Origin of the sequence: Emticicia sp. 21SJ11W-3 (assembly GCF_024138715.1) — a bacterium.
In the GTDB taxonomy this organism is placed as follows: Bacteria; Bacteroidota; Bacteroidia; order Cytophagales; family Spirosomataceae; genus Emticicia; species Emticicia fluvialis.
The window spans coordinates 653802-678072 of the sequence record NZ_CP092074.1; the positions used below are offsets into that span (position 1 = coordinate 653802).

17 protein-coding genes are annotated in these 24271 nt (G+C 42.2%); 10 read left to right on the top strand and 7 right to left on the bottom strand.

The genetic code is table 11. The annotated features are described in order from the left end of the window. The first annotated feature begins 3 nt into the window (after positions 1 to 3). Complete coding sequence (locus tag MB380_RS02685) at positions 4 to 1512, top strand: DUF1501 domain-containing protein (protein ID WP_253533039.1); 1509 nt, start codon at positions 4 to 6, stop codon at positions 1510 to 1512. A gap of 8 nt (positions 1513 to 1520) precedes the next feature. Further along, positions 1521 to 3914, top strand: a complete 2394-nt coding sequence (locus MB380_RS02690) for a PA14 domain-containing protein (RefSeq protein WP_253533041.1) — start codon at positions 1521 to 1523, stop codon at positions 3912 to 3914. Positions 3915 to 3957: 43 nt separating this feature from the next. On the opposite strand, the gene MB380_RS02695 is transcribed toward MB380_RS02690, so the two are convergent. Further along, on the bottom strand, positions 3958 to 4665 hold the full coding sequence (locus tag MB380_RS02695) for a thioredoxin domain-containing protein (protein WP_253533043.1): 708 nt from the start codon (positions 4663 to 4665) through the stop codon (positions 3958 to 3960). A gap of 246 nt (positions 4666 to 4911) precedes the next feature. On the opposite strand from MB380_RS02695, the gene MB380_RS02700 reads away from it, so the two are divergent. From MB380_RS02700 to MB380_RS02710, 3 genes are all read left to right on the top strand, one after another. Then, positions 4912 to 7722 carry a TonB-dependent receptor gene (locus MB380_RS02700; protein ID WP_253533045.1) on the top strand — a complete coding sequence of 937 codons (2811 nt, stop codon included), beginning with the start codon at positions 4912 to 4914 and terminating at the stop codon, positions 7720 to 7722. A gap of 66 nt (positions 7723 to 7788) precedes the next feature. Beyond that, positions 7789 to 9549 carry an Ig-like domain repeat protein gene (locus tag MB380_RS02705; protein WP_253533047.1) on the top strand — a complete coding sequence of 587 codons (1761 nt, stop codon included), beginning with the start codon at positions 7789 to 7791 and terminating at the stop codon, positions 9547 to 9549. Between the two features lie 69 nt (positions 9550 to 9618). Next, complete coding sequence (locus tag MB380_RS02710; protein ID WP_253533049.1) at positions 9619 to 10167, top strand: hypothetical protein; 549 nt, start codon at positions 9619 to 9621, stop codon at positions 10165 to 10167. 144 nt (positions 10168 to 10311) lie between these two features. On the opposite strand, the gene MB380_RS02715 is transcribed toward MB380_RS02710, so the two are convergent. Together MB380_RS02715 and MB380_RS02720 are read right to left on the bottom strand one after the other, a co-directional pair. Next, the gene (locus MB380_RS02715; protein ID WP_253533051.1) at positions 10312 to 11550 is read right to left on the bottom strand and encodes a hypothetical protein; all 1239 of its coding nucleotides are present in this window, start codon (positions 11548 to 11550) and stop codon (positions 10312 to 10314) included. A gap of 130 nt (positions 11551 to 11680) precedes the next feature. Beyond that, a complete protein-coding gene (locus MB380_RS02720; protein WP_253533053.1) occupies positions 11681 to 12793 on the bottom strand; it encodes an AI-2E family transporter in 1113 nt (370 codons plus the stop codon). A gap of 222 nt (positions 12794 to 13015) precedes the next feature. On the opposite strand from MB380_RS02720, the gene MB380_RS02725 reads away from it, so the two are divergent. Then, positions 13016 to 14311 carry a DUF5690 family protein gene (locus MB380_RS02725; RefSeq protein WP_390890839.1) on the top strand — a complete coding sequence of 432 codons (1296 nt, stop codon included), beginning with the start codon at positions 13016 to 13018 and terminating at the stop codon, positions 14309 to 14311. Between the two features lie 61 nt (positions 14312 to 14372). On the opposite strand, the gene MB380_RS02730 is transcribed toward MB380_RS02725, so the two are convergent. The 3 genes from MB380_RS02730 to MB380_RS02740 form a co-directional block, all read right to left on the bottom strand. Then, on the bottom strand, positions 14373 to 14855 hold the full coding sequence (locus MB380_RS02730; RefSeq protein ID WP_253533057.1) for a DUF4494 domain-containing protein: 483 nt from the start codon (positions 14853 to 14855) through the stop codon (positions 14373 to 14375). Between the two features lie 199 nt (positions 14856 to 15054). Continuing rightward, positions 15055 to 16197 carry a TIGR03364 family FAD-dependent oxidoreductase gene (locus MB380_RS02735; protein ID WP_253533059.1) on the bottom strand — a complete coding sequence of 381 codons (1143 nt, stop codon included), beginning with the start codon at positions 16195 to 16197 and terminating at the stop codon, positions 15055 to 15057. Next, positions 16198 to 16938, bottom strand: coding sequence for an HAD hydrolase-like protein (locus tag MB380_RS02740; protein WP_253533061.1), 741 nt, complete (start codon positions 16936 to 16938; stop codon positions 16198 to 16200). 449 nt (positions 16939 to 17387) lie between these two features. On the opposite strand from MB380_RS02740, the gene MB380_RS02745 reads away from it, so the two are divergent. The 4 genes from MB380_RS02745 (at position 17388) to MB380_RS02760 (ending at position 23276) form a co-directional block, all read left to right on the top strand. Continuing rightward, positions 17388 to 17882, top strand: a complete 495-nt coding sequence (locus tag MB380_RS02745) for a YMGG-like glycine zipper-containing protein (RefSeq protein WP_253533063.1) — start codon at positions 17388 to 17390, stop codon at positions 17880 to 17882. Between the two features lie 223 nt (positions 17883 to 18105). After that, the gene (locus tag MB380_RS02750) at positions 18106 to 20844 is read left to right on the top strand and encodes a TonB-dependent receptor (protein WP_253533065.1); all 2739 of its coding nucleotides are present in this window, start codon (positions 18106 to 18108) and stop codon (positions 20842 to 20844) included. A gap of 28 nt (positions 20845 to 20872) precedes the next feature. Then, entirely contained in the window at positions 20873 to 22129 is a 1257-nt protein-coding gene (locus MB380_RS02755) for a right-handed parallel beta-helix repeat-containing protein (RefSeq protein WP_253533067.1), read from the top strand. Positions 22130 to 22190: 61 nt separating this feature from the next. After that, a complete protein-coding gene (locus tag MB380_RS02760) occupies positions 22191 to 23276 on the top strand; it encodes a phytase (RefSeq protein WP_253533069.1) in 1086 nt (361 codons plus the stop codon). On the opposite strand, the gene MB380_RS02765 is transcribed toward MB380_RS02760, so the two are convergent. Next, positions 23266 to 24069 carry a protein-glutamine glutaminase family protein gene (locus MB380_RS02765; RefSeq protein ID WP_253533071.1) on the bottom strand — a complete coding sequence of 268 codons (804 nt, stop codon included), beginning with the start codon at positions 24067 to 24069 and terminating at the stop codon, positions 23266 to 23268. The genes MB380_RS02760 and MB380_RS02765 overlap by 11 nt on opposite strands. Between the last annotated feature and the right edge of the window lie 202 nt (positions 24070 to 24271).

Here is a 24271-nt window from a genome sequence, read left to right on the forward strand (position 1 = left end):
GCTATGAACAGACGCGCTTTTTTAAAACAGACCGGTTGTGCAGCCATGGGAGCTACCACACTGTTAAGCACGCTTACAAGCCTGGGGTCAGTTAACGGTGCCATAGGGCATAAGAGATTCTCGAAGACCGACCTGGGAGAAGACTACAAAGCATTGGTGTGTGTGTTGCTGGCGGGTGGTCTTGACTCCTATAATTTGTTGATACCGAACGGAACGGTAGACAACGGCTATAATGACTATGCCACTACCAGGGCTGACCTGGCCATCCCTCAAAGTTCTATTTTATCTTTAAACAACGCAGGTTCTACCGGATTCAGGGGTATTTCAGGTCACTATGGTTCATTTGGGTTGCACCCGGCTATGGGCGGGCTGAAAGACCTCTATAATAGTGGCAAACTGGCATTTATGGCCAATGTCGGAACTTTGGTTCAGCCGGTAATGAATGCCACCGAGTTTAGCAGTGGCCAGAAAAAACTACCGGAAGGTATCTATTCTCACTCAGACCAGATTATGCAGTGGCAAACTTCTGTTCCGCAAAGCAGAAAAGCTCTGGGGGTTGGTGGGCGCATTGCAGATTTGCTTAATGGCAGTAATGCCAACAACCAGATATCAATGAATATTTCGTTGGGAGGCAAAAATGTATTCCAGACCGGCGAAAGCATTTCCGAGTATTCAATCAGCAATAATCTAAGTGCCAATACAGTAGGTCTTGATTTGGTGCCTTCGTCATGGTGGGGTAATTCAGGTATGATCAGTGACCTCAGAAATTCGGCTATTGACAGCCTGATTAGTGATACCTATGCTAACCTTTTGCAACAAACCTATGCCACGGGTTCCAAAAACGCCGCTTCTTCTTTTGATGTTTTCAGAAATGCCTTGAAGAAAATACCCAACTTTGCCACGCAGTTTCCTAATTCGTCGTTAGGCAATGACCTGGCCGCAGTAGCTAAAGTAATAAGTGTACGCAATAGCCTTGGAGCCAAAAGACAGATATTTTTTGTAACACTGGGTGGCTGGGATATGCACGACAACCTGATAACCGGCCTGAGCCAGAGACTACCGATGGTAAACAGTGCATTAAAGGCATTTTATGATGCCACAGTTGAGCTGGGCATAGCAGAAAATGTAACCACCTTTACTATCTCAGACTTTGCGCGTACCATTACATCAAACGGCATGGGGTCTGACCACGCCTGGGGTGGCAACTCAATTGTTATGGGTGGCAGCGTAAATGGAGGTAAAATATACGGGGCCTACCCGAGTATGAATCTGAACAACAACAGCCAGAACGTTTCGTTCAGAGGTAACTTTATTCCGTCTGTCTCAACAGATGAACTATACGCCGAAATGGCTCTATGGTATGGGGTAAGTCCGGCAGATTTATGTTATGTGCTGCCCAATATCGGTAATTTTTACGCGTATGCCCAGGGCAATTATCCTATCGGCTTTATGAATATGAATGGTACTGCCATTTCTACTGAAGATAAGCCGCAATCGTGTTTAACCTATTGAGTGATGCTATGAATAGAACGTTTACACTACTGTTTCTTATTGTGATTACATCGGCCGGCAGCCTGTTTGCGCAAAACTGCATTGGGCCGGGCGGGCAGGTAAAGTGGTCTTATTGGGCAAACTTTGCCGTTCAGGGTGCACCAGACATAACAGACTTGTCTGTTCTTGAAAACTACCCCGACAAGCCCGATGGTACACAGATACTGGGTTCACTGCGAGCCCCTGTCAATTACTCCGATTATTTTATTGGTATGATACGCGGTTTTATTAAAGTTCAGCAAACCGAAACGTATCTTTTTAACATTACCAGCGACGACAAAGGTACTTTTTTCCTGAGTACAGACCAGAGCCCGGCCAATAAAGTAAAAATAGCAGAGGTTACGTCAGCTACTGGTACTGAAGAAAACGGTAAAGAGGCAGGCCAGACCTCAGCGGCTATTCAGCTGAAGGCAGGGCAGTATTATTATTTTGAAGCCTATAATTTTGAGGCCTCAGGCGCTGACCACCTTGCCTTATGGTGGAAGAAGGCCTCAAACCCCGCCGGAGCCTGGAGCATCATTGATTTTAACAATATAAACGAATACAACTGCGGGCAGGCCTGCCCCCCAAGAGGTACGCTCTGCAATGATGGCAATGCCCTTACCAAAAACGACCAGCAGGATGGCTTCTGCAACTGTGTGGGAGTTGCCCCAACTGCAAATGCCTGTGTGGGCGAGCGTGGTCTGGCAGAAGCCTATTATTATGATAACATTAAAGGCAGCTATGTTGAAAATGACCTTGTTAATTCGCCTAAATTTCCGTTATCGCCTGATAGAAAAGAAAAGCTGAAAGGGGCGTTTGGGCCTATACCCACCATACCCATTTATGCTTCTGATAACTATGGTGCCTACGTGCAGGGCTTTATTACGGTGCCGGTGTCTGGCAATTATGAGTTTAATGTAACCGGCGACAATCAGACGATTTTTTACCTCAGCAAAAATGACTCAATTGAATTCAAACAGACATACAAAGCTGTGGTAATGCAGGGCGTTGATGAAACCGAGCATAACAATGCCCCTGCCCAAACCATTGGCCCTGTTTATATGCAGGCCGGTAAGTACTATTATTATGAAATCAGAAACAAAGAAAACAACGGCAGAGACCATTTTAATGTTTACTGGAAAACACCTTTCTATAAAGAAAAGGTCTGGAAGCGCATACCTGCTTTTTATTTGTTCGACTACAAATGTGAGTTAGCCTGCATTGCACAAGGTACCCCTTGTGATGATGGCAACCCCTATACCAATAATGACAAAATCAATGGCATTTGCGAATGTGTAGGCACGCCCTGCTCAGGGCCCGACTGTATAGACGAAACCGCCAGGTATAAAATGTTTGATTCGCAGGGGGTAACAGACAACCTCTCTACCACCGAAACCTCCTGGTTGTCTTGTGGTACTCAAAAGGCAAATCCAAATGCCGCCAGAGCCGGTAACAAGAGCTGGATATTGTATGATTTTTCTAAGCTATATGTGTTTCATGATACAAGGGTCTGGAACTATAACGTTCCGGGCGAGACAGGCAAAGGGTTCAGAAATGTAAATGTTGATTACTCAACAGACGGCAAAACCTGGCAGCCAATTGGCAATGATTACACCTGGCCGCAGGCACCGGGCAGCCACGACTACGCCGGTTTTGAGGGTCCTAATATGAATGACGTACGGGCAAGATATATACTGGTTTCAGCAAAAGATAACTGGGGAGACGCCACTTGCACCGGTTTCAGTAAAATCACATTCAATGCCTCGCTCTGCGATGTGGAAGGAACAGCCTGCGATGACGGAGACCCACTGACCCAGAATGATAAGTTTGACAATAACTGTAATTGCAAGGGGGTAAGTATTAATTGCGCCACAGACTTGCTGGCTTTGCAGAAGAGTTCTATTACCTCGGGCGATTACAAGGCTGCCAGAACAATTGTGGCACAAACTACCGTTTCTACATCCTCAAAAGATATTTCTTTTACGGCAGGTAATAGTATTGTGTTATTGCCGGGGTTTGAGGTGAACAAAAATTCGGTCTTTACTGCCGACATTGCCGGTTGCGTGCAGCAGTCTTTTATAAACAATCAGAAATCGAGAATGGCAGTTGACGATAAAACGGTTTCCGATTTTAAATCAGACACTACTCATATTGATAAGCAGCGGAAAATTGTTTTCCGGATTAATCAGCCGTCGCAGGTGAAACTGACCCTGAAAGACAAAAATGAGAAGATTATTACCACTTTGATTGACGGCTACTCACAAAACCTGGGTACACAGATTAAAATGCTGCCCGTTAACAAACTACCAAAAGGAGAGTACTGGATTGAACTGCTTGTGGCAGACAAAGTGCTGAGAGAAAAGCTCGAAATTACGGAATAGACGAAAATAAGCCTGAGAACACTGCTGCGCTCAGGCTTATTTGTTATTTCAGTTGTTTAATTACATCTGTCTTGGCTATAAAACCCTCGTGGGCCCACTGAATTTTACTGTTTTTATAAAGCTGCAAGACGGGCAGGGCGTCAACTTTCAGCGCTTTGCACAATTCGGCATTATCATCTGCATTGATTCGTAATACCTGCACTTTATCCTTCATTTCTGAAGCAATCTCGTTCAGATACGGCTCCATTCTTTTACAGGGTTCGCACCAGTCGGCATAAAAATCAACCAGTACCAGTTTATCCGAACTAAGCATTTGATTAAACTGCTGCTTTGTAAGGCTTACAGGCTTGCTACCGGCTTCAGTGGTTTCAGGCAGGTTGGCTGCCCGCCATTTAATTATGCCACCTTCCAGCTCAAACACATTTTTGAAGCCCATTTCTCGCATTTTGGCTGCCGCCGCTGCGCTGCGCCCACCTACAAGGCAATACACAAAAACAGGCTTGGCTTTGTCAATCTTTGCTACCTCAGCGGCAAAGTTGCTGTCTTTCCAGTTTACATTGCGGGCATCTTTCAGGTGTCCTTTCGAAAACTCTTCCGGTGTTCTTACGTCCAGCACCAAACCCCCGGGCGTTTGTTTGATTTTCTCCGAAAATGCCGCTGCCGGCAGATTATTGGTCTGGCTGTGGCTTTCAGAGCAGGCCAGTGTGGTTGTTATCAGGGCAAATAGCCAGGTATACAATTGTCTTTTCATTTCTTGAATATGATTTAACAGACAGCAAAGATAAACTATCCTTCGGGTTTTAAACGTGATAAACGTCACAATCGCTATTCAGGTTATAATAAATTCTTTGCCTTGGGGCGCCGGGCTTTATAATCTTGAAAATAAGGCAATTATTATGGGTTTTGCCAAACATAATTAACACATAATATTGACTTAACATTTGCTTAATATTGACAAGCTAGTTTTGCACCGTGAAAATAAGACACGGAAACCAATATGAACAATAAGAAAATCTCTACTACTCTTTTTTTGTTATTTGCTTCAATTATTGCCTTTGCCCAGACGGGAACCATTCGCGGAACAATCAAAGATGCTAAAACCAACGAAGACCTCATTGGCGCAACTGTTAAAATTGAAGGTACAGCTTTAGGTTCAGTTACTGATATTAACGGTTTCTTTTCGATAGCGAAAGTACCGGCCGGAAAAGTAAAAGTGGTTATCAGCTATGTTTCGTATCAGGACAGGGTTCTGGCTGATGTAGCGGTTGTAAGCGGAAACATAACAGAAATAAACACCAGCCTTGAAGAAGAAAAAACCTTACTACAGGAAGTAAAAGTTACAGCCAGCCGCCTGACTAATACTGAGGTGTCGGTTATTTCAGAAATAAAAGCTGCCCAGATGGTGGTAAACGGTATTTCGGCACAGCAGATTGCCAAAACCCTAGACCGTGACGCAGCCCAGGTAGTGAAGCGCGTACCGGGTATTACTATTGTTGGAGACAGATTTATCAATATCAGAGGTCTTAACCAGCGTTACAACAATGTAATGCTTCATAATGCCTTTACACCCAGTATGGAGACAGACGTTAAGTCTTTCTCATTTGATATTATTCCCAGCTCTCAGATTGACAGGATGTTGATTTATAAAAGTCCTTCGGCTGAGCTACCCGGTGAATTTGCAGGGGGTCTTGTGAAAATCTTTACCAAGAATATCCCTGACAAAAACTCATTGGTAATTGATTACAGCACTTCTTACCGTAGTAATACAACATTCGGAGACTTTTATCAGCCTAACCAGGGTAAAAATTACTGGACAGGGTTCAATAACGGATATTACGACCTGCCTAAGTATTTTCCGGCCAACATTAGTCAGGTACTCAATAACCCTGCTGCGCTTGAGTCCGCAGGGCGTTCTTTGAGAAATGAATGGATTGCCAAAAACTCTACGACAACGCCGGACCAAAGAATTGGTATTACAGGTAACTACAAATTTTCAATCGGAAGAGTAAAAGCGGGTAACGTTACGGCAGTAAATTACTCTGACACCCGTACCAATTTTTTGATTGACCGTAACGATTTCAATGCCAACATCAGCAATACGCAATCGCCGATCTATAACTTTAACGACCAGCAATATAGCCGTAATATCCGTGTAGGTGTGATGCACAACTGGGCGTTTCGTCTTAGCGACAATCATTCTATTGAGTTCAAGAACCTGTTTAATCAGTTAAGCAATTCCAATTATACACGCCGTACAGGCCGTGCCATTGAGGCCAACTATAATCCTGATAACCACTCGTTCAATCAGGTTTACCGGGGTATTTATACCGGCCAGCTTACCGGAAAACACACACTTGCCAATGGCAAAACCAGTATCGACTGGGTAGTTGGTTATAATCATTCGTATCGTGACCAGCCAGATTACCGCCGTTACCGTTCGGATGTTGACCCTTCCAGCGGCACTAAGTCTGTGTATATTCCAATAGGTACTGCGCAGGCGTTCTTCCTGGGAAGATGGTTCTCTAAAATGCTTGAAAACGGTTATACCGGCGCTGTGAACCTGACACAGAAAGTAACCCTTTCTAAAGAAAAAGAAACGGAAATGGAGCTGAAAGCCGGTGTGTTCTATGAAAAGAAAGACCGTAGCTTTAATGGTAGAAACCTGGGTTATGTACGTGGCTCAAACTTTAACGGAGAGTTATTCACAGCGCCTATCAACGTTATTTTCAATAATATTAACGGCACTAACGGTATCAGAATTGACGAGCAGACTAACCCGAACGACTCGTACACTGCGGGTAACAAGTTGTTGGCCTACTATGCAAATGCCAATATTCCGCTAAGCAAAAAGCTGAATATCATTGGTGGTGTTAGGGCAGAAGACAATACGCAAAGCTTAGAGAGTGCTTTTATTGGCGGAGCCAAGGTATCGGTTAAAAACCCGGTTTTAAGTATTTTGCCATCGGCCAACCTTTCTTACAACTTTAATGAGAAAATGCTTGTAAGAGCTGCTTACGGACAAACCATTAACCGTCCGGAGTTCAGAGAGCTGGCGCCTTTCTCGTTCTATGATTTTGATTTCAACGTAGTATATGAAGGCTACACCGGCCTTAAGATTTCAACAGTGAATAATTTTGATGCCCGTTGGGAATTCTACCCTACACCTGCCGAGGTAGTTAGCTTTGCAGTATTCCACAAGGATTTCAGAAACCCGATTGAAATTGAAGTAGAAGCAGGTAGTGGCTCATTGGGTGCCAAAACCTTTATTTATAAAAATGCCCAGAGTGCCAGAAGCACAGGGGTTGAGCTTGAAATAAAGAAAGGGCTGGCAAGTATTACTTCTTCAAGATTTCTTGAAAGGGTAAGTGTGCTCTTTAATACCACTCTGATTGTAAGTAAAGTAAAACTAAGAGAAGGTGCGGTGGGGCAATCAAACAATCGTCCGTTGCAGGGGCAGTCTCCTTACATCGTAAACACAGGTATAAACTACAATGATCAGGAAAGAGATTTCCAGGTAAATATTCTCTACAACGTAATAGGCAAAAGAATTTTTGCTGTAGGTTTTCTGGGATACCCCGACCTATACGAAATGCCACGAAACGTGCTTGACCTTACTTTCTCTAAAGGCGTAGGAAGCAGATTTGTTATCAAAGGTGGTATAAACGACATCTTCAATCAGGCAGCCTTAATTCTGCAAGACGGTAATCAGGACGGTAAGTTTGACCGTAAAAATGATGAAATCATGCAGCAATACAAACCAGGCAGATTATTCTCTCTGGGTGTAAGCTACACTTTGAGTGGCAAATAATTAGCAAATCGAATATCAATATATCAAGTAAACATTTTAGGATTTACATTTAAAACCCCAATAATCATGCAATTTTCCAGATTATCTCGATTGTTTGCAGCAAGTGCAATGGCAGTTTCGGCTGTGTTTGTACTGAACGCATGTAAAGAAGATGAAGAAGTTTTCCCGGCGCCAACTGCATCGGCAGGTGCTGAGGCATCTGGTGTTCCAGGAGCAAAAGTAAACGTTACGGCTTCTATCAGTGCACCGGCTGGTTTGAAAACCCTTACAGTTTTGAAAAACGGAGCCGCTTTTGATACAAAAACTTACACAGACGGAGCAACTTCAGACAATTACACGAAAGAATATACTATTGAAAGTCTTGCCTCTGGTACAACGGTAAACTTTACTGTTATTGCAACAGACACTAAAAACCAGGCGTCAGCGCCGGTTACATTTACAGTAAAAGTAACGGCTGTTCCGCCTAAACAAGTGGTTACAGTAAAAGGACTTTTAACCGGCAACATCAGCTGGACAAAAGATAAAATCTACAAATTGTCTGGCTTTGTACGTGTAGGTGGCGACACCACCGAAACCGCTGCTGCTGGTGTTGCAACCGGAACCCTTACCATTGAGGCTGGTACAGTTATTATCGGTGAGCGTTCTACCAAAGGTACTTTGATTATCCAACGTGGTAGCAAAATTATTGCTAACGGTACAGCTTCTGAGCCTATCGTGTTTACATCTGAACGTGGTGTAGGTGAGCGTGAAGCCGGCGACTGGGGTGGCCTGGTAATTTGCGGTAAAGCAAAAAACAACCTGCCTGGTGGTACTGCTCAGCTTGAAGGTAGCTACAAAGCATGGCATGGTGGCAGCGACGATGCTGACAACTCTGGTAGTTTGAAATATGTTCGTGTTGAATATGCTGGTGTGCCTATCAACCCGAATCAGGAAATCAACTCATTTACTTTTGGTTCTGTTGGTAGTGGTACATCACTAGAGTATTTACAGGCTTCTTATGGTGGCGACGACTCTTACGAGTGGTTTGGTGGTACTGTAAATGCAAAATATCTGGTAGCTTACAGAGGTCTTGACGATGATTTTGATATGGACAACGGTTTTAGAGGAAACATTCAGTTTGCAGTGGGTCTGCGTGGCGCTACAAGTGCTGACCAGTCTGGTTCAAACGGATTTGAAGTAGATAACGATGGTCAGGGAACCTCAGCCGAGCCTTTCACATCGCCAACATTGGCTAACGTATCATTGATTGGAGCTAAACAAAGCCAGGAGACATTTATCAGCACATTGTTCCAGAATGGTATGCACTTACGTCGTAACAATAAAATCAAGGTTTATAACACATTTGTTACGGGTTACCCTAATGGTGTTTATATTGACGGTTCTACTACTGCCGCTAACGCAGTTGCGGGTTCGCTGGTATTAAACAATGTGGTTCTTGCCGGCGTAACAGGCTGGGGTACCAATGGATACGGACAAGGTGCAGCTACACCACCGCAAGGTTTTGCAGTACGTGACGTAAACACCTCTACGCCTGCTGCTGCTTTAACTATCGGTACACAAAAGCCATCTGAGTGGTTTGCTTCTTTGGCGGGTAATAAAGCCTTAGCTTCGTGGACCACCACTGGTATCAGCAATACTGTATTTGGTGCGGGTCGCCCAACGTTTACCATTACTACATCTGCAGCAGATGCTATTACTAAAGGTACTTCAACTGTAACCTTGCCTGCCTTCTTTACTGCTACCGATTACGTAGGTGCATTTAAAGATACAGACTGGACAGCCACCTGGGCAGAGTTTAACCCTAGCGCGGTAGTTTATATCAAGTAATATTTCTTTGAAGAAACAAGGGGTAGGGAGTACCCGCCCCTTGTTTTTTAAGTTTACATCAACACCAATATGAAAAAGAGTTTATGGATATTTATTTGTCTGATTGCGGTTTCGTGCCAGGCAGACAAGTATAAGTTCAATCATTATTTTGACACAGCACAACAAGATACTTTACTGACAAATATCGTAACCTATATTTATAGTAAGGCGCCTCAATCAACCAATCAGACAAGATTCCAACCCCGGTTCAGGAATTTCTATGTTGCAGCTCTGCCAAAATTCAGCATTGAAAACTATTATGTCGGCCCGGATAGCACCCATTATTTTTTTGTGATACGCCCAGTAGGTAATCTGCCGTATAAGCGTGGAGTGATAGGAAGATACAAACTAGGGAAAAACCTGATGCCAACCAATTTTGAAGAGGTAGTTAATACACCTCATCTGGACGAAAAACTGGTAAAGGAAAGAGGCAGATTCTTGTTCAAAGAACTGATAAAGACCGGAAACCTGAATAAATACCTGACCATGAAGCATTACGTAGAATGGCCGGATGCCCATTTGGTTTATGATAAAAAACTGAATGAATGGGTGGCACCCACTTCTGAATCTATACAATAAAAAGACATTAGTTTTATAACTAGAAGATTATCAGCCCTTTGGTTGAGAATTGAATCAGCAGATTCATATTGGTGTTAAATCAGAAAAGTCAGAGGCGTTGCTTCTGACTTTTTCTTTTTGAGTTAGTCTCGCTTTTGCAACAATTCAGAACATCAGACCGACACCGTAACTCAATTGTTTAAACCAGTTTTGTTTATGATTAAGTAATGGGGAAAAATTTGTTTGAAAAACAATATTGGTTCTTTTAAGCGGAATTATTCCACCTAGTTCAAAAACAAGTGGAAATTTGGGAAGAAGCTTAACTCCGTCAGCCTTTTGCTGAGTGAAAGTTGCCGAGAATCCGGCATATGGGCGAAATTCTCCTTTTAATGATGCATAACGAACCCCTAAAGCAATTGAGGCAATTTCCCGTTCGATTTTCTGAGTAGTATTTTTATCGGTGTTTAGCAAAGAATAACTATAATAATGGAAACCCAATTTGTAAAAAATGTTTTGGTTTTTACCGTAATTTGGGATGAGAACATAAATGTTATAGTTCCATGCATTTGTGAATTTTGTTTCAGCACTTGTAAAACGGTCTTTGATAGGAATTGTGCCTCCAGCCGTAAAACCGAAATAAATCTTACCTAATTTTTTCTTTTGAAAAATAATTTCAGGTTTTGTTTCGGTGTATAATGTATTATAGTTTACAATGAAGGCAATTAAATCTTTAGCTGTGTAATTAAGGGTCTTTAAAGACTGTTTAATGCCGTTTTCCAGTGCAAATTTGTTTTCAAACAAAATGCTATCTAAGGTATCAGTAAAAGGTTTTTGCTCAATATATCCACCTCTAAACCTGTTAGTTTGATAATACTGACCTTTTATGATAAAGAATCCATTATTACGGATACTATCCGGTTTGAAATCATAATAAACAGGAGGTAACTCATGCATTTTTTCATCCTTTTCTATATAGAATTGATTTATATCATTTTGGGTGGTTAGTTGATATAAACTAACTTCACCTTTTACAAGTAATTTTAAGTACAAATGTTCTCTATGCGGTTGAACCTGGTTGTTTTTTAAAATCAACGATCCTGATTTTATGAATGGGAATTCACTAAAAGAGTTGTCGACTCTGTAAGAAGAGGAATACACTTCTTTTGATAAGTAAATATTGCCATTAGTAATGTAGCCTTTTATTGAATTTGGCGATACCTCTACAGCCTTGTCATTTGAAGTTAATTTATAACTGATTTTTGATGTGGTGGAGAAATTTGAAAGTATTACTTGAGAAGTATCACCTTTTAAATTAACAATTTTTGCAGGTCTGTAAATGTCCTGTGAAAACAGTTTAATTGTTAAAATTGAGGCAGCTAAAGTTAAGGTAAAGATCCTTATCATATTTGAGTAGTACAGCTTTTAAGTTTTAATAACAAATGTAAAGATATTAGCTTAAATTAATAACCAGCTTAAGATAATATCTTTATCCTGTAATTGGCAGCAAAATTTTGCATCGTAATTGCAATTAATCTTATTTAGCTTTAGACCTTTTGCTGCCACTTTTAAGATTAAAGGCAATTTTGCTAACGGGTGGCTGGTCGTCGCCAATCAGAAAACCAAAAGGCTTCAGGTCATCTATTCTGTCAAAAATTACTTTTAGTATCGCCGTAAGCGGTATAGAAAGAAACATGCCTGCAATACCCCATAGGGCTCCGCCAATGAGCACCACTATTATAGAAATAAGCGCGTTTACCTTTACCTTGCTTGCTACTATTTTAGGTACTATCAGGTTATTGTCAATAAACTGCACGGTTGAAAAAAGGATAATTACCCATAGAACATAAGTAGGCTCTTTGTTGGTAAGCGCCACAGTAATCGGGAAAACCATCGCTATCAGGTTACCGATATAAGGTATCAGGTTAAGTATGGCAGCAATAATACCTATCAGAATAGCATATTCAATGCCCAGCAACAAAAGACCAACCGAGAAAAGCGCCGATACAATAACGGCTTCAATCAGCAAGCCCATCAGGTAGCTTTGAATAAGGGCTTTTGTTTCAACCAGAACTTCTTCTACGATATGTTTTTTAGCATTATGAAACAGCATCGATATAAACTCAAGCAGCAGCGATTTATAGAATAGTATCAGAAATATATAAACCGGTAGCAGCACAAACAACGCAAAAATATTGCTCATGGCCCCTAGGGTTTTGGTAACTACCACGGTGCCATTCTTCATGCCTTCGGTTTTTATATTGGTTAGCATTTCCTGCAATCTGGATTTACTGAGGCCAAAGGTTTGGGTTACCCAGTTAACAGCTTCTACCGACAGCGCATCAAATTTTTGCTTGAACTGCGGGAAAGTTTCGCTGAACATAACCAGTTGCGAGCCAATAAAAAACAGTACTGCGGCTAAGAGAATAAATCCCGCAAAAATAGCCAGGCTGATTGCCAGAATCCGGTTCAATTTTTTACTGCATAAATAATTAACGGCAGGGTTAAGCAGTATGGCAATAACCACGGCCAGAATAAATGGTATAATGATGTTCTGGCCAACGTAAAGAATATAAAAAAAAGCCACAAGCCCCATCACAATTTGCGCAAGTTTCAGGTAAACAGGTAATTTTATAGAATTCAGGTCCATGGTTTTGTTTGATTAAGTTTCTGACTGATATGTCTACCGGTTACTTCAAAAAAATTGTCCAGTTTAATAAGGTAGTATAACGCACACAAATATGGTTGTTTATGTGGATTAGTACGTATAGCCTATGTGGAATTAATTCTACATAGAGTTTATTTAATATTTGCGTAACGATGAGTTTATATTGGATATCGAACTTACAGGTTCAATTAAGTAATGAAACCTGTGAAGAAAATCCTGGAAAAATCTGAGGTATTATTAATAATCTGGTGCATTATTGCTGCTTTTGGTACGTATTTCTGTATGTATGCATTCCGGAAGCCATTTACAACCGGGCTTTATGAAAACTATCAGTTATGGGGCTTAGGCTATAAGAGTATCCTGATTATTGCTCAGGTTTTTGGCTATATGCTGTCTAAAATAATAGGTATTAAAGTAATAGCCGAGCTAAAATCAAAAAGCCGTATATGGCTTATTATTGGCCTGATAGCCTTTGCCGAGCTTGCACTGCTGGCTTTTGGGTTTGTGCCTTTTCCTTACAATTTTATATTTCTATTCATGAATGGGTTACCTCTGGGCATGGTATGGGGTGTGATTTTCAGCTATCTGGAGGGTCGTAAACTAACGGAATTTCTTGCCTTAGGGTTAAGCCTGAATCTGGTAATGACCTCTGGCGTGTTAAAGACCATTTACCTGTACCTGCAGGAAACTTTTCATTTTCAGGAGTTTCATCTGCCTTTTATAATCGGGCTTATCTTTCTGCCGTTTTTTCTGTTTTTTGTCTGGATGCTGGCTCAGATACCCCCGCCTAATGCAGAAGACCTGAAACTGCGTAACAAGCGCGTGGCCATGACAGCAGACGATAAAAACAAAATTGTGAGGGAGTTTGGTATCGGGCTGTTCTGCTTTGTTGGTATGTACTTGCTGATGGCAACCATGAGAGATTTCAGAGATAATTTTGCAGTAGAAATATGGCGCGAGATTGAGCCTGGGTTTAGTAAGGTAATATTTTCAGAGATTGAAACCACTATTGGCCTGGTTGTGGTGGGTCTGATAGCGTTGATAGCGTTTATACGAAATAATTTTTATTCGTACCTGACCTTTACGCTGATGATGCTGCTGGCTGTAATGGCCTGTGGGGGTAGCACATGGGCGTTTCAGCAACAGTTGATTTCAGCAAAATTGTGGATGCTGAGCCTGGGCATTGGTTTGTTTTTACCTTATCTTTTAATACAGACCGTTGTTTTTGAGCGGCTGATAGCCCTTTTTAAAGCAAAAGGAAATGTTGGCTTTCTGGTGTATATCTGCGACGCCATCGGGTATCTGGGCAGCGTTTGTCTTTTGCTTTACCGTGAGTTTTTTCTGCGTCAGATTTCGTTTGTCAACGTGCTTATAACGTTCAGTTATATTATTTCGGTAGTGTCGTTTGTTTTGCTGATTATACAGCTCATTTACTTTACAAACAAACATTTAAACGGCCGTGTGTGGTGGAAACTGTCTCCCGAATCTGAAATGGTGTAGCTGGCAGGCATAAAAAAAGGTATTTTCTGCTTGCAAAAAATACCTTTTTTATGAGGGCTTATTAGTTGGCCGATAGCTCAGATAGAGGCTTGAAATTACCGTTTTTCAGTTTTTCGTCTACTTCGTCATAGGGTAGTACTTCCAGAATATTGGTAAGGTTGATGTCGGTAATCTGGTAATCTTCTACTGTTCCCAGTCTTTCAGCAATCAGGTTATAGGCTTCAGACGGGTTCTGGGCGTTAATCAGCATATTAAACGGCGTGCGTTTTTCTTTTTGTGTTTTTTCGTCGAAACTCATGAAGTTTACCTTTACTTTATACCAGGTTTCGGCGCCGTCTTCTACAAAAAAAACCTCATGGAATTTCCGGCGGGCCAGGCCTGACAAGTGAAACTCTGGCACGTTAGCAGCCACGGCTGAGTAGATTCTGGCTTCGGCATCGGTATAAGACACGGCATCTACTAAATATACTTCGGTCACTTTCACTGTTTTGTCTTTTTCGTCTACAATCTGATAGCGAATCTTTCCTTGATACCAAGCTGACATATTCTAAATGGATTATTAATGAATGGAAAACTTTTGTGCTGCAAAATTACAGAGGCTATTGAAAAGACCTGTACAAATCTGATAATAAAATTATAGTACAGAGCAGGCAGGTGGGCTTTATAAGCAAGAAGAAAGAAACACTACTGAAAAAGGGCGGTAAGAGCTTAGAACGTGGCATGAACGGGCATGCCACGCCGGATTATAGAAGCGACGCAATCATGTTTTCGGCGTAGCCGGCACTGGTTGTCATACCTTTACCGCCAATGCCGGTGCGGATATGAATATTGGGGCTTACGTCAAACTCAAAAATATCGTTAGGGTGCTGGGCGTAAAATCCAGCCCAGGCACGTGCAATTTTACGTACCGGGAAACTCATTATACGCTCGGCTTCTTTTAGCATCAGTTCGTTGATATGGTTTTGGGTATCAAAACCTAGTTCATCGGTACGGCCAACAGGGGCGTATTCGTGTGAGTCGCCAATGATAACAGAACCGTCAATGGCCTGCTTGAACAGAATATGGATACCCCACTTTTTTAGTTCTGAGTAATGTTCAGGAGTAGTGATGTTTTTGAATGAAGGGCATTGCTCAAACGACTCATAACGGCGGATAGAGAGCCCGGTAAGTATGTTGCCCTTAATGCTTACGTTGGTCAAAGGCACGGTCTGCAGCATTTGCAGTTTGCTCACAACCATGCCGCTTTGTGCGTATATTTCAGGAAAAAGCAGGTTGAATACATAACCGCTGCAAATAATGGCTTTGTCTGCCGAGTAAAGCTGTGAGCCTGCGGCAGTAACCACCACCTTGCCTGAAACATCGGTACAGTTGATAACACCGGTGTTGTTAAGGTACGTAACGCCCAGTTGTTCTTGCAGGTATTGTATAATTCTGTAAATAAGCAGGTTCGGCTCAACACTTACTTCGTTAGGGTAATAGATGGCCCCTCGCACGTAGTCCTGTTTCAGTTCCGGGTATAAATCAAGGCATTGTCTTTTCGACAGCAAAGAGCATTCATAACCCTGGCGCTGATGAATATCAAATAGTTCATTGGCCAGCTGCCATTCAGTGTCGTCAGAGGCAATGTAAATGGTGCCGTTTTTTCTGACAGATATATCAAACTGTTGTTGTATGTCTTTGTAGATTTCAAGGCTTCTGCGGCCATAATTGAACCATTTTCCGGCCGAACCTGATGGTACGGCTTGTCCGAAATTACGAACCGTAGCGCTAACCGGAAAATTATCTTTTTCAATAATCAGTACTTTTTTGCCTTTTTTAGCTGCATGGTAAGCATGAAAAGCCCCCATAATACCGCTACCTACTACTATTAAGTCAAAATTTTTCATTTATGCTTCGTTAAGAACGCCCAGGTTGATGATTGTGTCTTTCAGGTCTTTCAGAGAGTCCAGAAGACCATCATTGCGTATAATACTCAGCTGCTGGCGCGTGTGGGTACCATTAACCACACCTAAAGACAGGCGGCATCCGGCTCTAACGCCTGACTTGAGGTCAGAAGGGGTATCGCCAATGTTAATTACTTCGTAGGAGTCTGTTACGCCCATTAACTTCATGGCTTTTTGTATCATGTATGGCTCTGGCCGGCCTTTAGGCACCTCATCGCTGGCGATAGATACATCAATAACAGACCTGCCAGACGTATTCACATAGTTAAACTCCAGTCCGTCCAGCCAGCCCAGTTTACCCAGTATGATATTGGTTACAACCCGGTAAAAGCCGGTGGTAAGCGCTATTTTAATATTATTCTTACGTAGGAAATCAAATAGTTCCAGACATCCCTCTGTCGGAAGCACCTCATGTGTACGATAGTGTTCTTCCAGAATCAGCCTGAAATAGTCATAAGAATAGATAACGTTTTCTTGATATTCGGGGTGGTCTTTGCCTGTTTTTTCTTCCCATAACATTTTGAAAACCTCAATCTTTGAATAACCCTGCAAGGCCAGGATTCTTTCAGCGGTAACGTTTAGACCAACGTACTCACAGGCTCTGGCAAAGCAGGTTTCTACTTCTTTTTTGTCCTGAACGGTAGTACCGGCCATATCAAAAACGACTAATCTGATTGGATACATAAGGTAATGTTTTTGACAAAAATAAATGACTTGTTTCGATTAAACATATTATGTTTTTGTTAAGCCACAGAGGCACAAAACCAGCCTCCTGATACCTGGTTTTATCTGCTTAACAAGCTGATACGTCTTCGAAGTTGTACTTTTTGTAAAAGGGTTTTCATCAGCTTATACTTATTGATATGCTTTTTTGTGGAAAAACTTCCCCGAAATTACACATTAGTCTGGCATATCTGGTGCAGTTTACTGTGCAATATTCATTTTTTTGTTTGTGTTTAAGTGTCTTGTATTCAGTGTTTTATGGCTTGTTTTGATGCTCAGGCCAAGTAGGACGGCTTATGCCCGGCTTACATTTTTTATTGGTAGTCTGCAAATAGTCAGGCGGCAGAACATTAAATATTAAGCCTTTCTGAATAACCATTGTCAAAAAAATACTACTAAATTAAAAGCTTATGAAAAATGTATTGTTGGGCATCTCACTTGTATGGTTTACAATGAGTTGTAATAATAAGGCAAACACAGAAAAAGAAATACAAGCCGCAAGACAGGCAGCCATTGATTCGGTGAACCAGGTGGTAGAACTTGAGCGCGTAAAACAAGCTACCATAGACTCGATGAATGTGGTGAAAGAAGAAGAGGAGCGTAAACTGGAAGCCCAAAAGGCAACCAGAGCAAAAAGCGGGTCATCGTATAAATATGCTTCTAATGGCAGCAGCGGGTCGTCTGCCGATTACGTTCCGGTTTCTCAGACCTCTAACAAAAAGAGAATGAGTAATGCGGCCAAAGGTGCTTTGATTGGCGCCGGTGTAGGTGCATTAACGGGTGTGGCTATTGCAAAAGATAAAAAAGGCAAAGGGGCGCTGATAGGCGCCGGTGTAGGCGCGGGTGCCGGAGCCATTACTGGTGTTATAGTAGATAAACAGCAACAGAAGAAGCAACAGCAATAAGGTTTTTTTTGATTGAAACGCAGCCCCGGTAAATGGATACCCTTCATTTACCGGGGTTTTTTGTGGTAATGGCCCGTCATTTCTACCGCGGGCAGTGAGAGTTTACAGTAATTTAATTTTTGCCGATTTTATTAATAATATCTTCACAATCTCTTAGCCATTAGTTTTTTCTTGCTATCGACTTTTGCATTTTTATTACCATAGTAATTAATAATGCTGCCTGATGGCCAGAATTTTTATCCTTGTTTTTCTTTTAACTGCATTTAAGGTATCTGCTTTCACACTTAAGGGTGTAATTACAGACAAAGCCACCGGCGAACCATTAATTGGCGCTTCCGTAAGGTTACAGAACCAGCCTTTTTATGCCATTTCGGGCCTGGATGGGTCTTATATGCTTAAAAATGTGCCGGCCGGCGAATATCAGCTACAGGTTACCTATGTGTCGTATCAGCCGGTAACATTAAAAGTTAAGCTTTTGCAGGCAGATATGGTTGTTAACATTACCTTGGAAGACGACAGCCAGCGTACGCTCAATGAGGTGGTGGTGGTAGGCACTGCTGATAAATCAACTGAGTTAATGGCCCGGCAGTTGGAGAGAAACGCCAGTCAGCTAATGAACATTGTGTCAGGGAAAGCCATTGAAATATCGCCTGACCTGACAGTGGCCAATCTGATTCAGCGGGTGTCGGGTGTTTCTATTGAGAGAAACAGCAACGGTGATGGCCAGTATGCGATTCTGCGAGGAATGGATAAGCGTTATAATTATACACTTGTAAATGGAGTTAAGATTCCGAGCCCTGATAATAAGTACCGGTATGTGCCACTGGATATTTTTCCGTCAGAATTACTGGGGCGGCTTGAAGTAACCAAAACCCTGACACCTGACCTGGAAGGTGATGCGGTGGGAGGTGTGGTGAACATGGTTATGAAAGACGCACCTAACAACCGCGAAATAAAGTTAAATCTGGCAACGGGTTATAACGAGCTTTTTTTGAACAGAGACTTTATGAGTTATTCATTAAAGGATATCAATTTTAAGTCTCCTTACGAACAATTCGGGAAAGACTATTCTGCCACAGTAGCTAATTTTCCTAAAACCACTATTCAATATCGGTCTGCAAAACCTTTGCCCAATATTGTCGGGGGTTTTTCTTTTGGTAACCGTTTTCTGAATAACAAACTGGGTGCAGTGGTTGCAGGTAGTTTCCAGAATACCTACAGAGGCAGTAACAGCCTTTTTTACTCATCAACCGTTTATGACACCGAGCTGTCTTCCCGCCTCACAAGCCTTGCTGAACGAAAATACGCTGAACAGCAGGGGCGGTACGGGCTACATGCAAAGCTGGATTATAAACCCAACACCCGACATAAATTTCAATGGTATAATGCTTATCTGTATTTGTCTAATCAGCAGGTCAGAGATACCAAAAACACCGAATATTCATCAGGCGGATACGACCCTGACCAAGGCAATGCAGGGCTTTCTTACAGCACGCGGTCTCGCCTGACAGTACAGCAGATTTTTAACAGCACTTTGCAGGGTAGCCATGAGCTGCTCAGAAAACTGAACCTCAACTGGTCGGCGGTATATTCCTTAGCTACCAATAAGGTGCCTGATAACACCAGCATTGAGCTTTTAGGCAAACGCGAGAACTTTGCCGAGACACGTACGTATCCTCAGCAATATACCAGAAGATGGGAGCATAACGCAGATTATGATTTGGCCGGATACTTGAATCTGGTTTATAAAATGAGCAATGCGGATATTTCAGCCGGAGGTTTATACAGAAATAAAAGCCGCAATAATTTCTACAATAACTATGTGTTTAAGCCTTCAAATCCTTTTGCACTTTATGGAAAAGATTATCAGGAATATGCAGACATCGCATGGAATTTGGAGAATCCTCGTGGTTCGGTAGCTAATGCACTTTCGTACAGGGCATCAGAGCAAATTGTGGCAGAATATGTAATGGCCAAATGGCAGCTTACCCGTTTGCAGCTGATTGGCGGGCTACGGGTAGAACATACCAATCAGGGCTATGATATGCGGTTTCCGTTAGGGGAGCTTCGACCCAAGGGAGAACAGATTTATACAGATGTACTGCCGAGTCTGAATCTGAAATATGAGTTAAAAAGCAAACAGTTTGTCAGGGGCTCTTACTTCAGGTCAATCAATCGCCCCGGGTTTTTTGAACTTGTGCCGGGTAAGGTAGTCAATGAAGAGTTTCAGGAAAGAGGGAACCCGGATTTAAAAAGAGCCGTTGCTGATAATTTTGACCTGCGCTATGAGGTTTTTCCGACGCAGGCAGACCAGGCTATGCTGGGTTTGTTTTACAAGTATATTAAAGACCCCATTGAATATGCGCTCAGTGTAGACGCTACCCGTGGGCAAGACGTGTTCTATTCGCCGGGTAATTATGGTAATGCCACCAACTATGGATTTGAACTTGACCTCATCAAATACTTCAGGAAATTTGGCATAAAGGCCAATTATACCTACACCCATTCTTCAATAACTACCCAGAAGATTATCAGAGAAAGAGACCAGAATGGCAACTTACGCTCGAAAAATATAGCGCAAACACGCCCTTTATACGGGCAGGCTGCCAATGTGGGTAATATTTCATTACTCTTCAAAGACACTAAAGCAGGTTGGGATGCCCAACTGGCGGCCTCTTACACCGGCGACCGCATCAATACGGTATCTCAGTTTCTGAACAACGACTTATGGCAGGGTGCATTTGTGCAGATGGATGCCTCGGTCGAAAAAGCAATCGGCTCAGGTTGGGTTATTTATGTAAAGGCAAATAACCTGCTTGATACCCCCATGCGTGTGTTTATAAAGAATACCAATCCGCAGAACGCCAATATTTATCAGGATATAAACAGCAAGAATAAAACCCTGATACGGGAAGATTATTACCAGCGAAACTACCTGATAGGCTTAAGATTTAAAATGTAATTATCTTTCAATGCAAATTCCAACGAAAATGAAAAGAGTTCTTTTTTTATTAATGCTTGCTTCAGCATTTATTACCAGCTGCGACAAAGATGAAGTTACCAACGACCCTCAGACAGGCACCAAACCGGATGAGCTGAGCGTAACAGGAGAAGTGTCTGGTACATGGACTAAAAATTCGATAGTTACCGTAAAAGGCGACATCATGGTGCCTGCCGGTAAAAGCCTGATTATTCAGGAAGGAGTTACTGTAGTAATGGATACAGTAGCTAAGCCGGAGTTTATTGTGCATGGTAATCTATACTCGGTTGGTACAAAAGAAAAACCTGTAAAGTTTACAGTTATAGAAGCCGCCAGAACCGGCAAGTATAATTTCGGGCGTTTGTGGGGTGGTATTCTGGCCTCTAAAACCTGTGCAGAATTATTACTGGATAACACCATTTTAGAATATGGTGGCGCCACCACTACCGAAGCCTCCACTTCTGTAAAACAGGGTTTATATAAAGCAGCCAGCGGCGAGCGCGTTCCGGCCCTTTGGTTTTCTAATGTAAGTGGTAAACTGGTGGTTCAAAACTCAACTATCCGCCATTTTGGCGAAGATGCCACCTATATTGAGGGCGGGAGCGTTATATTTGCTAATAACATTTTTCATACTACCGGCGAAAGTGGAGGAGATGCTATCAACCTTAAATCGGGCGTAAATGCAGATGTTGCTTACAATTTGGTTTATAACGCCAATACTAACGGTTTAAAGTTGTCAAACGTTGGCGAAAGAACGCCGCAGTTGTTTATTGTGGGCTACAATAATACGTTTGTAAACAATGGCTGGAGAAGACCTTCAGTAAAAGGCGGATCAATATGGGTAGAGGCAAGCGCCAATGTAGAGTTACATAACAACCTGCTGGTTAATTGCCGGTTCGGAATTAAAAGAGATACTAAAAAGCCTGAGGATAATCGTTCAGTATTTACAAATACCTATTATTACGGTTTCTATCAGGATGGCGTAAACCAGTTTCAGCCAAGTTCAGAAATCATTGCCGGTACCAGTGATGTAATCAGTAAAACGGCCGGAGACAATGACCCGAAATTTGTTAATTTTCCTGTAAGTACCGCAAAAGATAGTAATTTCGATTCCAACTGGGATTTCAGACTCCAAACGGGTTCACCTGTATTGGGTAAAGGTATTACTAATTTCAAAAGAAATTTTGCTAATGGTTTAACGCTGAATGGCCAGTTGTACAAGTCGCCGGAGCCTTCAACCTATTCAGGAGCGTTCAATGTAAAATAATATTTTTGATATGGCCCCAAGCCAGGTACAGATTTGGCTTGGGGTTTAATCTGTTCCCATTATGAATATCCGTTTAGTGCCCTTTTTATGTCTGCTCGTATTTTCTTGTGTAAACAGGCAGCAGCCCGCTTCCATTCAAAATGTTTCGGCTGCTGAATCGGTTATTGCACCAGTTTATGTAACCGATAGTGTGAGAAGAGACTCAGATGATCCTGCGGTTTGGATTAACCCGAAAGACCCCGGCAAAAGCCTGATTTTAGGAACAGACAAAGACCAGGATGGCGCCCTTTATGTTTTTGATTTACAAGGCAAAGTTCAGGAAGACAAAGTGGTGCGCGGGCTGAAAAGACCTAATAATGTGGATATTGAATATGGGCTTGTTTTAAATGGCGTGGCCACCGACATTGCGGTAACTACCGAACGCTACACGCATAAACTCAGGATTTTTTCATTGCCTGATTTGAAACCCGTTGATAACGGGGGCATAGCTGTTTTTGAGAATGAAAATGAGGCGGGTTTCAGAGACCTGATGGGAATAGCTTTATATAAAAATAAAAAAGGCCAGATATATGCCATTGTAGGCCGGAAAACCGGGCCAACAGCCGGAGGCTATTTAGGGCAATATTTGTTAAATGATGATGGCAACGGCCAGGTGAAAGCCACCCTTGTAAGAAAGTTTGGTTTATATAGCGGCAAAAAAGAAATAGAATCAATTATGGTTGATGATGAACTGGGCTATGTGTATTATTCAGACGAGGGAGTGGGGGTTAGGCAGTACTTTGCTGACCCTGAAAAGGGTAACAACCAGTTAAGCCTGTTTGCCACCACCGGATTTACGGAAGACCACGAGGGAATATCGCTGTATAGACTCTCTAAAACTACCGGGTATATTCTGGTTTCGGATCAGGGTGCAGATAAGTTCCATATTTTCAGTCGGGAAGGCACCAGAGAAAATCCATACGAGCACCGGTTGCTAAAAGTTGTAAAAGTGCAGGCCCACCAGAGTGACGGTTCTGAAACCATTGCCCTGCCGCTGAACAAAACCTTTCAAAAGGGTTTTTTTATAGCCATGAGCGATGACAGAACTTTTCACCTTTACAAATGGGAAGACATAGCCGGGAAAGAACTGAAGACTATTAAGCCCTGATAATCTGTTTAATTGATTCAGACCATTTTTCTACATTGTCTTCAAACACGCCTCTGTAATAATGAATTAAATCATGGTGTTTTTCCTGAAACTCCGGCGTCATTCTTTTGTTGGTGCTTTTGTCTCTGAACACACACTCAAAATTATTAATGCTGCCAATCAGAAACTTGTACTCGTTTATCAGTTTGGCATTGGCCTTTTTTTGAAGAGCCACCTGAATTACCTCCTGATACATCAGCAGGGCGGTTTCGTTAGCGGCAAGGCCTTTTTCAAACCACCTGTTTTGCTGGCATAGGCCTTCTATGGGGTAGAAGTTGCCATTAAACAGGCTCTTGTCAGGCTTTAATGCCGAAGGGCTTGAATAAAACAAAAACTGGTCGGCTTCCGTAATCACACATTTATAGTTAGGGGTGTTCATATGCCCCAGCCATTCTTCGCGGCTCAGCGGTTTTGTTTCTGAAAAATTAAAGTCAAAAATCAGCTCCTGATCCTGCCACTCAATCATTGGGGCCACGTGGTAACCCCAACGTATATGGCCAAGCGGAGCCATGCCGTTAGGGTCCTGAATCCGGAAAACCTCACGCGAGTGTTCGGAGTATCGGCATGGTGCAAAAACCCATATTTTCTTGTGAGGAACAGCATGCTTTGCTAACAAAAGAGAACCCAAATGGGCATTGCAATGACAATTGCCCTGCAGGTATCGGTAGGACGGATACAGAAAATGTTTAATTTCATTAAATATGCTTTGAATCTCAGACCCTGCAAAAGTTTTTATTTGAAGTGCAGTAAGCATTTTTGTGCATTGATTAGAACTCAAAACTACAAGTATGCAGATAAATTAAGAAAGGTTGGTATGTTATGATTTGGTGAAGTAATTGTAAGGCTAAAGTTAAGAGCCGGGGCTTTACAAAAGCGTCTATGACGCGGTCTTAATGGGGCATACTTTCAGGTTTAAGGGTTTATGCCCGCAGGCTGTATTTTACTTTACGTTGCTC